Raw genomic sequence first — 11824 nt, 5'->3', positions numbered from 1 at the left:
CCTGTCGGTGTCGCCTCGCCGGCCTGGAAATTCCCTGCGCCACTCAAAGGAGTGATCCCCGCATGAACACGCCCTACCCGTTCACCGCGATCGTCGGGCAGGACGACCTACGGCTCGCTCTGCTGCTCAACGCAGTTGCGCCGAACATTGGTGGCGTGCTGGCCAGGGGCGAAAAGGGCACGGCCAAAAGCACGACCGTACGGGCGTTGTCGACGCTACTGCCCGAATTGGAGGTGGTCGCCGGCTGCCGCTTCGCATGCGACCCCGGGGCCCCCGACCCGGGGTGCCCGGACGGACCACACCGGGCTGGGGGAAGTGTCACGCGGCCATCGAGCATGGTCGAGCTGCCTGTCGGAGCTTCCGAGGATCGACTCATCGGAGCGTTGGATATCGAACGCGCCCTCACCGAGGGCGTGAAAGCGTTCGAACCTGGGCTTCTCGCCTCCGCAAACAGAGGCATTCTCTACGTTGACGAAGTCAATCTGTTGCATGACCACTTGATCGACGTCTTGCTGGACGCGGCTGCCATGGGCGCCTCCTACGTCGAGCGCGAGGGCGTCTCGGTGCGGCACGCCGCGCGGTTCCTGCTGGTCGGCACCATGAACCCCGAAGAGGGCGAGCTGCGGCCGCAGTTGCTGGACCGGTTCGGCCTCACCGTCGAGGTCGCCGCCTCGCGCGAGCCCGACCAGCGGGTGGAGGTCGTACGGCGCCGGCTGGCGTACGACGACGACCCGGCCGCCTTCGCGGCGCGCTGGGCCGACGAGGAGGCCGCCGTACGGGCGCGGATCGTGGCGGCGCGGGAGCTGCTGCCGTCGGTGCGCCTGGGCGACGGGGCGCTGCGTCAGATCGCGGCGACGTGCGCGGCCTTCGAAGTGGACGGCATGCGGGCCGACATCGTGATGGCCCGCACGGCGACCGCGTTGGCGGCCTGGGCCGGGCGCACGGAGGTGCTCGCGGAGGACGTGCGGCAGGCGGCGCTGCTCGCGCTCCCCCACCGGCGGCGGCGCAACCCCTTCGACGCGCCGGGGCTGGACGAGGACAAGCTGGACGAGACGCTGGAGGAGTTCGGCGGGTCGGACGGGGAGGGGCAGGACGGGGGCGGGGACGACGATCCCGACCCGGGTCCCGGCGGCGGTCCCGGTGGGCACCCCGAGCCCGACGACGCGCCGCAGGGCGACGGCGACGCCACCGCGCGCCCCGAGGCCGGGGAGGGCGGCGAGCCGCAGCCGTCCGGTTCCGGTGCCGGGGAGCAGCAGCCGGCACGTGCCGCCGAGCCGTTCCGGACCAAGGTGCTGAGCGTGCCGGGGCTGGGTGAGGGAGCCGCCGGGCGGCGTTCGCGGGCGCGGACCGAGCACGGGCGTACGACGGGCGCCCGGCGGCCGCGGGGCGCGCTGACCAAGCTGCACCTGGCCGCCACCGTGCAGGCCGCCGCACCGCACCAGCGGGCGCGGGGCCGCAGCGGGCCGGGGCTGGTGGTGCGCCGGGACGACTTGCGGCAGGCGACGCGCGAGGGGCGGGAGGGCAACCTCGTGCTGTTCGTCGTGGACGCCTCCGGGTCGATGGCGGCGCGGCAGCGGATGAGCGCCGTCAAGGGTGCCGTGCTGTCGCTGCTGCTGGACGCCTACCAGCGGCGGGACAAGGTGGGGCTGGTGACCTTCCGGGGTTCGGCGGCCGACGTGGCGCTGCCGCCGACCTCGTCGGTGGACGCGGCGGCGGTGCGGCTGGAGTCGCTGCCGACGGGCGGGCGCACGCCGCTGGCCGCCGGGCTGCTGCGTGCCCACGAGGTGCTGCGGGTGGAGCGGCTGCGGGATCCGGCGCGGCGGGCGCTGGTCGTGGTGGTGACGGACGGGCGGGCGACCGGTGGTCCGGAGCCTGTCGCGCTGGCCTCGCGGGCGGCGCGGCTGTTCGCCGCCGAGGGCACCGCCTCCGTCGTCGTGGACTGCGAGTCGGGGCCCGTGCGGCTCGGGCTGGCCGGGCGGCTCGCGGGTGAGCTGGGCGGTACGGCGGTGACGCTGGACGAGCTGCGGGCCGACTCGATCGCCGGGCTGGTGAAGGACGTACAGGCGACCAGGAGGGCCGCGTAGTGCCGCAGGGGAAGCCGAGTGTCGTGCCGGACGACGGTCTGACGACCCGTCAGCGGCGCAATCGTCCGCTGGTCGTGGTGCACACGGGCATCGGGAAGGGCAAGTCCACCGCCGCCTTCGGGCTGGCGCTGCGGGCCTGGAACCAGGGGTGGCCGATCGGGGTGTTCCAGTTCGTCAAGTCGGCGAAGTGGAAGGTCGGCGAGGAGAACGCCCTGCGGGTGCTGGGCGCCAGCGGTGAGGGCGGGTCGGTCGACTGGCACAAGATGGGCGAGGGCTGGTCGTGGGTCCAGCGGGACGCGCAGCTGGACAACGAGGAGAAGGCCCGGGAGGGCTGGGAACAGGTCAAGCGGGACCTGGCGGCCGAGACGTACAAGCTGTACGTGCTGGACGAGTTCGCCTACCCGATGCACTGGGGGTGGGTCGACACCGACGAGGTGGTGTCCGTGCTGCGCGAGCGGCCGGGGACCCAGCACGTCGTGATCACGGGGCGGAACGCGCCCGCCGCGCTGGTGGAGTGCGCCGATCTCGTCACCGACATGTCCAAGGTCAAGCATCCGATGGACGCGGGGCAGAAGGGGCAGAGGGGCATCGAGTGGTGACCTCCCCCGACTCCCGCTCCGACTCCGACTCCGGCTCCGACTCCGGCTCCGGCTCCGGCTCCCACTCCGTCGTGCCCCGGCTGGTCGTCGCCGCGCCCTCGTCCGGGAGCGGCAAGACCACCGTCGCCACGGGGCTCATGGCCGCGCTCGCCGGGCGCGGGCTCGCCGTGTCGCCGCACAAGGTCGGGCCCGACTACATCGACCCCGGCTACCACGCGCTCGCCACCGGGCGGGTGGGGCGCAACCTCGACGCCTTCCTGTGCGGGCCAGAGCTGGTCGGGCCGCTGTTCCTGCACGGGGCGCGGGGGTGCGACATCGCTGTGGTCGAGGGCGTGATGGGCTTGTACGACGGGGCGGCGGGCGAGGGGGAGCTCGCGTCGACCGCGCAGGTCGCGAAGCTGTTGCGGGCGCCGGTGGTGCTGGTCGTGGACGCGTCGTCGCAGTCGCGGTCGGTGGCGGCGCTGGTGCACGGGTTCGTGTCCTGGGACCCGGAGGTGCGGATCGGGGGCGTGATCCTGAACAAGGTCGCCTCGGACCGGCACGAGGTGTTGTTGCGGGAGGCGGTGGACTCCGTCGGGGTGCCGGTGCTCGGGGTTTTGCGGCGGACCGCTCCCGTGGAGACGCCCGCACGGCACCTGGGGTTGGTACCCGTTGCCGAGCGGCGTGCGCAGGCGGTGGAGGCGGTTGCGGCGATGGCCGCGCAGATGGCCGACGGGTGTGATCTGGAGGCGTTGGTCGGGTTGGCGCGTAGTGCGGGTGCGTTGTCCTGTGCGGCTTGGGACGCGGATGATGCCTTGGATTTCTCGCCCCCGCCGCCCCTTCCCGTCCCTGCCCCGGGGGCAGCCGCCCCCGGACCCCAGCGTTCGGCCCTGAACGGGCCTCGTCCTCAAGCGCCGGACGGGCTGAAAGCGCGCGTCGCCGTCGCCGGTGGTGCCGCCTTCACGTTCTCCTACGCCGAGCACGCCGAGCTGCTCGGCGCCGCCGGGGCCGAGGTCGTCGCGTTCGATCCGCTCCGGGACGAGGAGTTGCCCGAGGGGACCGCCGGGCTGGTGATCGGGGGCGGGTTCCCCGAGGTGTACGCCTCCGAGCTGTCCGCGAACGAGGGTCTGCGCAAGTCCGTCGCCGAGCTGGCGCTGAGCGGTGCTCCCGTGGCCGCCGAGTGTGCGGGGCTGCTGTATCTGTGCCGGGAGCTGGACGGGTTGCCGATGTGCGGGGTGCTGGACGCCTCCGCGCGGATGTCGGAGCGGCTGACGCTGGGCTACCGGGACGCGGTGGCCGTGTCCGACAGTGCGCTGGCCGGCGCGGGGACGCGGATGCGGGGGCACGAGTTCCACCGGACGGTCGTGGAGCCGGGGGCCGGGGCGGTGCCGGCGTGGGGGATGCGGGCGCCCGAGCGGCGCGTCGAGGGATTCGTGGAGCGCGGTGTGCACGCGAGCTATCTGCACACGCACTGGGCGGCCGAGCCCGGTGTCGCCCGTCGGTTCGTGGAGAGGTGCCGGACGTCATGAGCAGCAGGCTGGTCGGTGTGGGGGTCGGGCCCGGGGATCCCGAACTGGTGACCGTGAAGGGGGTCAACGCGCTGCGGGCCGCCGACGTCGTGGTCGTACCGGTGATGGACACCGGGGAGCGCGGCCGCGCCGAGGCGACCGTGCTGCACTACGCGGGCGCCGAGAAGGTCGTGCGGGTCGTGTTCGCGCTGAACGAGCGCACCGACCGGGCGCGGCGCGAGGCGGCCTGGGACGCGGCCGGGGAGCGGGTGGCCGGGCTGCTGCGGGAGCACGCCGCCGTCGCCTTCGCGACCATCGGGGATCCCAACGTGTACTCCACCTTCACCTATCTCGCGCAGACCGTGGGCGCGCTGGTGCCGGGGACGGTCGTGGAGACCGTGCCGGGGATCACCGCCATGCAGGACCTGGCGGCGCGGTCGGGGGCCGTGCTGGCCGAGGGGACCGAGCCGTTGACGCTGGTGCCGGTCACGGCGGGGTCCGCCGTGCTCAAGGAGGCGTTGCACGGGCCCGGCACCGTGGTCGCCTACAAGTTCGGCCGGCAGGCCGCCGAGGTGGCCGAGGCGCTGCGGGAGAGCGGGCGCCTCGACGACGCCGTGTGGGGGTCGGCGCTGGGACTGCCGGAGGAGTCCGTACGGCCGGCCGGCGAGCTGGACGGGGCGCCGCTGCCGTATCTGTCGACGCTCATCGCGCCCGCCCGGCGCGAGGGCGGGCGGGGCGGCAAGCTGTGAGCGCTCACCGGCACTCACTCGGCGATGCCCACCACCAGCCAGATGAACGCCGCGCCCGCGACCGTGCACAGCAGGGTCGAGCGGGCGGGGTGCTCGTGGTGGGCCTCGGGGAGGATCTCGGCCGCCGCGAGGTACAGGAGCACACCGCCGAAGAGGCCGAGATAGGCGCCGAGCGCTTCCTCCGGGATCGTGAAGAGCAGCGTGGAGGACGCGCCGAGGACGGGGGCGATCGCGTCGGCGACCAGCATGGCGATGGCGCGGCGGCGGGCGTTGCCGTACAGGCTGGTCAGTGTGTAGGTGTTGAAGCCGTCCGCGAAGTCGTGGGCGATCACCGCCATCGCGACCGCCGCGCCCATGCCGCCGCCGACCTGGAAGGCGGCGCCGATCGCCACGCCGTCCATCGCGCTGTGCCCGACCATCGCGGCCGCGGCCGTCAGGCCCACCTCGGGCGAGCGGTGGCCGTGTTCGTCGGCGCCGTGGGCGGCGCGGCGGGCCGCCAGCAGGCGTTCCACCAGGTGCGCGAGCAGGAAGCCGGCGACGAAGAGCAGCAGGGCCGCGGGCACGCCGAACACCTCGTCGCCCGCCGCCTCCAGGGCCTCCGGCAGCAGGTCGAGGCCGACCACCCCCAGCATGAGGCCGCCGGCCAGGCCCAGGACCAGGTGGCGCCGGTCGGTCACGCGCTGTGCCGTCCAGCCGCCGGCCAGCGTCATCAGGAACGCGCCGAGCGCGACGAAGACCGCCATGGGCCCTTGGTATCCGATCACGCCGCGTTCACGCGCGTACGACAGCAGCAACCGCAGTAAATATGCGCAGCGCGCACAGGAACAGGATGGACAGAGAGGACCGAGAACGATGGATTACGAGGCCAGGGTGACCTTCGTCGGCGCCGGTCCCGGCGCCGCCGATCTGCTGACGTTCCGTGCGGCGCGTGCCATCGCCGAGGCGGACGTGGTGATCTGGGCGGCGAGCCTCGTCCAGGCGGAGGTGCTCCAGCACGCGCGCGAGGGCGCCGAGGTGCTGGACTCGGCCACGATGTCGCTGGAGGACGTCGTCGCCGTGTACCGGCGGGCCCGCGAGGAGGGGCTGCGGGTGGCCCGCATCCACTCGGGCGACCCGGCGCTGTGGGGCGGCACGCAGGAGCAGCTCGACCGGTGTGCGGAGCTCGGTGTCGCGACCGAGGTGGTGCCCGGGGTCTCCGCGTTCTCGGCCGTGGCCGCGCTCGCGCAGCGTGAGCTGACCATTCCGGAGGTCGCGCAGTCCGTGGTCCTCACCCGGCTCGGCGGGGGCAAGACGCCGATGCCGCCCGGGGAGGAGGTGCGCGAGTTCGCCCGGCACGGGACGACCATGGCCGTCTTCCTGTCGGCGGCCCGCAGCGGCCAGCTGGTGCGGGAGCTACTGGAGGGCGGTTACCCCACGGACACGCCGGTCGTCGTCGCCTACCAGGCCACCTGGCCGGAGGAGCTGGTCGTGCGGTGCACGATCGGGACGCTGGAGGAGACGGTCAAGGAGCACAAGCTCTGGAAGCACACCCTGTTCCTGGTCGGCCCGGCCCTCGACGCGCACGGCACCCGCTCGCACCTCTACCACCCGGGGCACTTCCACGGCTATCGCAAGGCGGACCCCGAGGCGCGCCGGGAACTGCGTGCGCGGGGTGCGAGCACGTGATCACCGTGGTGGGGGCGGGGACCGGTTCCCCGCTGCCCGGGGACGTGGCCGGCGGTGCGGAGCTGGTCGTCGGCGGGCGGCGGCACCTGGACGCCGTACGGCTGCCGGAAGGGGCCCGGACGGTGGTCCTCGGGGCGCTGGCGCCCGCCCTGGACACGGTCGCGGAGTACGTCGCCGAGGGGCGGCCGGTGACCGTGCTGGCCTCCGGTGATCCGGGGTTCTTCGGGATCGTGCGGGCGCTGGCCGAGCGGTTCGGGTCCGAGCGGTTGGTCGTGCGGCCGGGGGTGTCCTCGGTCGCGGCGGCCTTCGCCCGGGCCGGGCTGCCGTGGGACGACGCCGTGGTGGCGAGCGCGCACGGGCGGGACCTGCGCACGGCGGTGCACCTGTGCCGGGCGTACCCGAAGGTCGCCGTGCTGACCGGTCCCGGGGCCGGTCCGGCGGAGCTGGGGGCCGCGTTGCGGGACGACGGGCGGGTGTTCGTCGTCGCCTCGGCCCTGGGCTCGGCCGAGGAGCGCGTGGAGCGGGTGACGCCCGCCGAGGCGGCCGGACGCGACTGGGGGACGGCGGTGAGTGTGGTGCTGTGCCTGGACGAGGCACGGGCGCTGGGGCCGGTGCGGGCGGTCGCGGGACCGCGTCCCGGGCCGGCCGGGTGGGCGCTGGACGAGGGCGCGTTCGCGCACCGGGACTCGATGATCACCAAGTTCGAGGTGCGGGCGCTGGCGCTGGCCCGCCTCGGGCCGCGCCCCGGCGACCTGGTGTGGGACGTCGGCGCGGGCTCCGGCTCGGTGGCCGTGGAGTGCGCGCGGCTGGGTGCCGCCGTCACCGCCGTCGAGAGGACGCCGGACGGGGTCGGGCGGGTCCGTGCCAACGCCGCCGCGCACGGTGTGGACGTGCGGGTGGTGCACGGCTCGGCGCCCGGGGTGCTGTCCGGGCTGGGCGAGGACCCGGACGCGGTGTTCGTGGGCGGTGGCGGGCGCGAACTGCCCGCGATCGTCGCCGACTGCGCGCGGCGGGCCCGGCGCGTCGTGGTCGTCGCCGTGGCCGCGCTGGACCGGGTGCCTGCGGCCCGTGAGGCGCTGCTCGGCGCCGGTCTGGCGTGCGACGGGGTGCTGCTGCAGTCCTCGCGGCTCGCGCCGCTGCCGGGTGACGTGACCCGGCTCGCGGCCACCAATCCCGTCTTCCTGCTGTGGGGCGTCCGGCCGCACAGCCGTATCGAAGGAGTTGCCCCTTGATCGGCCTCATCTCCGCCACGGCGGCGGGAGCGGCGGCGCGGGACCGGCTGGCCGCGGCGTGGCCGGAGCGCACGCGTGTGTACGAGGGTCCCGTCGCGGACGCCGTACGGACCGCGTTCGCCGAGTGCGACCGGCTGGTGTGCTTCCTGGCCACCGGCGCGGTGGTCCGGCTCGTGGCGCCGCTGCTGGACGACAAGCGGACCGACCCGGGTGTGGTGTGCGTCGACGAGGGCGGGCGGTTCGCCGTGTCACTGGTCGGCGGGCACGGCGGCGGCGCCAACGAACTGGCCCGCGCGGTCGGCGAGGTGCTGGGCGCGGAGCCGGTGGTGACGACGGCGACCGACGCGGTGGGGCTGGCCGGCCTGGACACGCTGGGACTGCCCGTCGAGGGCGACGTCGCCGGGGTGTCGCGGGCGCTGCTGGACGGCGAACCGGTGGCGCTGCGCGCGGAGGTGGCATGGCCGCTGCCCCCGTTGCCGGTCGGTGCCGAAGGGGCCTACGGCATCCGGGTCACGGACCGTGCCGTGGCACCGGCCGGGGGCGAGGTCGTCCTGCGTCCGCCGTCCCTGGTCGTCGGGGTCGGCGCCTCCCGGGGCGCACCGGTCGACGAGGTGCTCGGGCTGGTGGAGGACGCCCTGCGCGAGGCGGGGCTGTCCGCCGCGTCGGTCGCCGAGCTGGCCACCGTGGACGCCAAGGCGGAGGAGCCCGGGATCGTCGGGGCCGCCGAGCGGCTGGGCGTGCCCCTGGTGACGTACGCCGCCGGCGCGCTGGCGGGCGTCGAGGTCCCCAACCCCTCCGACGCGCCGCTCGCCGCCGTGGGCACCCCGTCGGTCGCGGAGGCGGCGGCGCTGGTGCGCGGAGGCGAACTCCTCGTGCCCAAGCGGAAGTCGGCGGCGGTGCCCGCGACGGCGACCTGTGCGGTCGTGCGGCGGCCGGGGCGGGGGCGGCTCGCGGTGGTCGGGCTCGGGCCGGGCGCCCGGGACCTGGTGACGCCGCGGGCACGGGCGGAGCTGCGGCGGGCGTCGGTGCTGGTGGGGCTCGACCAGTACGTCGACCAGATCCGCGATCTGCTGCGGCCCGGCACCCGCGTGCTGGAGTCGGGGCTCGGCGCGGAGGAGGAGCGGGCCCGGACCGCGGTCGAGGAGGCGCGGCGCGGGTACGCCGTCGCGCTGATCGGCAGCGGGGACGCCGGGGTGTACGCGATGGCCTCGCCCGCGCTGGCCGAGGCGTCCGACGACATCGACGTGGTCGGGGTGCCGGGCGTGACGGCGGCGCTGGCGGCCGGGGCGATCCTGGGCGCGCCGCTGGGCCACGACCACGTGTCGATCAGCCTGTCCGACCTGCACACGCCGTGGGAGGTCATCGAGCGCCGGGTGCGGGCGGCGGCGCAGGCGGACCTCGTCGTGACGTTCTACAACCCGCGCAGCCGGGGCCGCGACTGGCAGTTGTCGAAGGCGCTGGCGATCCTCGCCGAGCACCGGGAGCCGTCGACTCCGGTGGGCGTCGTGCGCAACGCCTCGCGCGCCGACGAGTCGAGCCGCCTGTCCACGCTGGCCGCGCTCGACCCGGCGACGGTGGACATGATGACCGTCGTCACGGTGGGCAACACCGCGACCCGGGAGATCGCGGGGCGCATGGTGACGCCGCGCGGCTACCGCTGGCAGGAGGACCCGGCGTCCCGCCGCTCCCCCGCCGCTTCTTCCCGGCCCTCGGGGGCCGGGACGTCCGTACCCGAGACATCCGAGGAGAACCTGTGACGACCCCGCCCGCCCTGCTCATCGCCGGACACGGCACCCGGGACGAGGCCGGAGCCGAGGCGTTCCGCGACTTCGTGCGCGAGCTGGGCCGACGCCACCCCGAGCTGCCCGTCGCGGGCGGCTTCATCGAGCTGTCCCCGCCGCCGCTGGGCGAGGCGGTCGCCGAGCTGGTGGAGCGCGGTGTGCGCCGGTTCGCGGCGGTGCCGCTGATGCTGGTGTCCGCCGGGCACGCCAAGGGCGACATCCCGGCGGCGCTGTCGAGGGAGAAGGAGCGCCACCCCGGCATCTCCTACACCTACGGGCGTCCGCTGGGTCCGCACCCCGCGCTGCTGCGGGTGCTGGAGCGGCGCCTCGCGGAGGCGGTCGACCCGGCCTGGGACCCGTCCGAGGTGACCGTGCTGCTGGTGGGGCGCGGGTCGACGGACCCGGACGCCAACGCCGAGGTGTTCAAGGCGGCGCGGCTGCTGTGGGAGGGGCGCGGTTACGCGGCGGTGGAGACGGCGTTCGTGTCGCTGGCGAAGCCGGACGTGCCGGGCGGCCTGGACCGGTGCGCGCGGCTGGGGGCGCGGCGGGTCGTGGTGCTGCCGTACTTCCTGTTCACCGGCATCCTCCCGGACCGGGTCCGGCACCAGACCGAGGAGTGGGCCGCCCGGCACCCGGAGACGGAGGTGCGGTCGGCGGACGTCATCGGTCCCGAGCCGGAGCTGCTCGATCTGGTGTGGGAGCGGTACGAGGAGGCGGTGAAGGGCGATCTCCGGATGAACTGCGACAGCTGCGTGTACCGGATCGCGCTGCCGGGGTTCGAGGACAAGGTGGGGTTGCCGCAGCAGCCGCACTTCCACCCCGACGACGACGGCGACCATCACCACGGGCACCATCACGGGCATGGACACGCACACTCCCACGCACACTGATCCCGGCGGCCCGGACCTGCGGCACCACGGGGACGCCGAGGTGCGCGACGACGGGTCCGCGCTGGTGGACCTCGCGGTGAACGTCCGTGCCGGCACTCCCCCGGCCTGGCTGCGGGAGCACGTCGCCGCCTCGCTCGGCTCGCTCGCCGCCTATCCGGACGGGCGGGCGGCGCGGGCGGCGGTGGCGGCGCGGCACGGGCTGCCGGTGGAGCGGGTGCTGCTCACGGCGGGCGCGGCGGAGGCGTTCGTGCTGCTGGCGCGGGCGCTGAAGGTGCGCCGGCCGGTCGTCGTGCACCCGCAGTTCACCGAGCCCGAGGCGGCGCTGCGGGACGCGGGGCACACCGTCGGCCGGGTGCTGCTGCGGGCGTCGGACGGCTTCCGTCTCGACCCGGCGGCCGTACCGGAGGACGCCGACCTGGTGGTGGTCGGCAACCCGACGAACCCGACCTCGGTGCTGCACCCGGCGGACGGACTGGCGTCGCTGGCCCGGCCCGGGCGGACGCTGGTCGTGGACGAGGCGTTCCTGGACGCGGTGCCGGGTGAGCGGGAGGCGCTGGCCGGGCGGACGGACGTACCCGGTCTCGTCGTCCTGCGCAGCCTCACCAAGACGTGGGGCCTTGCGGGGCTGCGCATCGGGTACGTCCTGGCGGACCCGGAGACGGTCGGCGCACTGGAGCGTGCCCAGCCGCTGTGGCCGGTGTCCACGCCCGCGCTGGCGGCCGCCGAGGCGTGCGTGGCACCCCGCGCGCTGGCGGAGGCCGCCCACGCCGCCCACCGCGTCGCCGCCGACCGGGACCGTCTGGTCGCCGGGCTCGCGGAGTTCACGGACGCCGGGGTGCGGGTCGCCGGCCCGGCCGAGGGTCCCTTCGTGCTGGTCCGCGTCCCAGACGGGGCGGCCGTCCGGCACCGGTTGCGCGGCCTGGGGTACGCGGTGCGGCGCGGGGACACCTTCCCGGGGCTGGGCGAGGAGTGGCTGCGCCTGGCGGTACGGGACCGGGCGACGACGGAGGGCTTCCTGCGGGCGCTGCACCGGGCGCTGGCGACGACGGCCCCGGCCTGAGGCGCACGCCGGCCGGTCCCCGCACGGTCAGCCCCGACCGCGTCGGACCGGGACCGTCGCCCCCGCCTCTTGACGCGCCTCGGCCGGGCCCCCGACCGAGGCCGCTGTCCGACACCCCCAACAGGTCCCCGCCTCGGCAAGCCACGCCGGCGCGGGGCGGGCACCGGGGCCCCGCCGCTCGCCAGGACGAGGCCGCGGCACCGACCGCGACGCACGGCGCCGACGAGCCACCGCCCCCTCGGCCACCACCACCCCCGAACGGGCACCCCGACCAGAA

Annotated in this window: 10 protein-coding genes; 9 read left to right on the top strand and 1 reads right to left on the bottom strand. The window is 75.5% G+C overall.

Annotated features, from left to right (window positions below; genetic code table 11):
• Positions 1-62 precede the first annotated feature (62 nt).
• From AB0P07_RS17060 to cobI, 4 genes are all read left to right on the top strand, one after another.
• The gene (locus tag AB0P07_RS17060) at positions 63-2084 is read left to right on the top strand and encodes a putative cobaltochelatase (protein ID WP_365551132.1); all 2022 of its coding nucleotides are present in this window, start codon (positions 63-65) and stop codon (positions 2082-2084) included.
• On the top strand, positions 2084-2683 hold the full coding sequence (cobO, locus tag AB0P07_RS17055) for a cob(I)yrinic acid a,c-diamide adenosyltransferase (RefSeq protein WP_365551129.1): 600 nt from the start codon (positions 2084-2086) through the stop codon (positions 2681-2683). Before AB0P07_RS17060 ends, cobO begins: the two co-directional genes overlap by 1 nt.
• Positions 2684-2754: 71 nt before the next feature.
• A complete protein-coding gene (locus tag AB0P07_RS17050; protein ID WP_365551292.1) occupies positions 2755-4191 on the top strand; it encodes a cobyrinate a,c-diamide synthase in 1437 nt (478 codons plus the stop codon).
• Positions 4188-4919: a precorrin-2 C(20)-methyltransferase gene (gene cobI, locus AB0P07_RS17045; protein WP_365551127.1), complete on the top strand. Its 732-nt coding sequence runs from the start codon at positions 4188-4190 to the stop codon at positions 4917-4919. The genes AB0P07_RS17050 and cobI overlap by 4 nt, the downstream gene beginning before the upstream one ends.
• Before the next feature lie 14 nt (positions 4920-4933).
• On the opposite strand, the gene AB0P07_RS17040 is transcribed toward cobI, so the two are convergent.
• Entirely contained in the window at positions 4934-5662 is a 729-nt protein-coding gene (locus tag AB0P07_RS17040) for a ZIP family metal transporter (protein ID WP_263550107.1), read from the bottom strand.
• 109 nt (positions 5663-5771) lie between these two features.
• On the opposite strand from AB0P07_RS17040, the gene cobM reads away from it, so the two are divergent.
• From cobM to cobC, 5 genes are read left to right on the top strand one after another with little or no spacing between them, the layout of a single operon-like run.
• Positions 5772-6584 (top strand): precorrin-4 C(11)-methyltransferase, encoded by an 813-nt coding sequence (gene cobM, locus AB0P07_RS17035; protein ID WP_365551123.1) that lies wholly within the window; start codon positions 5772-5774, stop codon positions 6582-6584.
• On the top strand, positions 6581-7816 hold the full coding sequence (cbiE, locus tag AB0P07_RS17030) for a precorrin-6y C5,15-methyltransferase (decarboxylating) subunit CbiE (protein WP_365551120.1): 1236 nt from the start codon (positions 6581-6583) through the stop codon (positions 7814-7816). Before cobM ends, cbiE begins: the two co-directional genes overlap by 4 nt.
• Positions 7813-9573 carry a precorrin-3B C(17)-methyltransferase gene (gene cobJ, locus AB0P07_RS17025; protein WP_365551118.1) on the top strand — a complete coding sequence of 587 codons (1761 nt, stop codon included), beginning with the start codon at positions 7813-7815 and terminating at the stop codon, positions 9571-9573. The genes cbiE and cobJ overlap by 4 nt, the downstream gene beginning before the upstream one ends.
• Positions 9570-10487, top strand: a complete 918-nt coding sequence (locus AB0P07_RS17020) for a sirohydrochlorin chelatase (RefSeq protein WP_365551116.1) — start codon at positions 9570-9572, stop codon at positions 10485-10487. Before cobJ ends, AB0P07_RS17020 begins: the two co-directional genes overlap by 4 nt.
• Entirely contained in the window at positions 10459-11547 is a 1089-nt protein-coding gene (gene cobC, locus AB0P07_RS17015) for an Rv2231c family pyridoxal phosphate-dependent protein CobC (RefSeq protein WP_365551114.1), read from the top strand. The genes AB0P07_RS17020 and cobC overlap by 29 nt, the downstream gene beginning before the upstream one ends.
• Positions 11548-11824 lie beyond the last annotated feature (277 nt).

It is taken from the genome of Streptomyces sp. NPDC085944 (assembly GCF_040686295.1).
Classification (GTDB): Bacteria; Actinomycetota; Actinomycetes; order Streptomycetales; family Streptomycetaceae; genus Streptomyces; species Streptomyces salinarius.
This window is presented reverse-complemented; position numbering and strand designations above follow the sequence as displayed.